The 288-nt window shown below is 65.3% G+C and carries 1 pseudogene; it reads right to left on the bottom strand.

Annotated elements, in window-relative coordinates:
• A pseudogene (gene pepN, locus EN807_RS34780) lies at window positions 1-288 on the bottom strand (aminopeptidase N); the annotation flags it as partial.

Below are 288 nucleotides of genomic sequence, written 5' to 3'. Positions count from 1 at the left end.
GGCGGCCGTTGGCGAGCGCACCACGCTCGACAGGATTGCCGTTTGAGAGCAGCAGCGGCGCCTCGTTGTGCGGGGCTTCGATGCGCACCGTGTAGACCGACAGGATATCGGGACGGTCGAGGAAATAGGTGATGCGGCGAAAGCCCTCGGCCTCGCATTGCGTGCAATAGACGTTGCTGGAGCGATAGAGGCCCATCAGCGCTTCGTTGCGCGAAGGCGCGATCTCCGTCTCCAGGCGAAGCTCGAAGCGCTGTGCGGCCGGCGGCTTCAGGATCGTCAGCCGGTCCG

This window comes from Mesorhizobium sp. M5C.F.Ca.ET.164.01.1.1 (assembly GCF_004792125.1).
Lineage (GTDB): Bacteria > Pseudomonadota > Alphaproteobacteria > Rhizobiales > Rhizobiaceae > Mesorhizobium > Mesorhizobium wenxiniae.
Note: the sequence above shows the minus strand (reverse complement) of the source record. Positions and strands in the feature narration are given on the sequence as shown.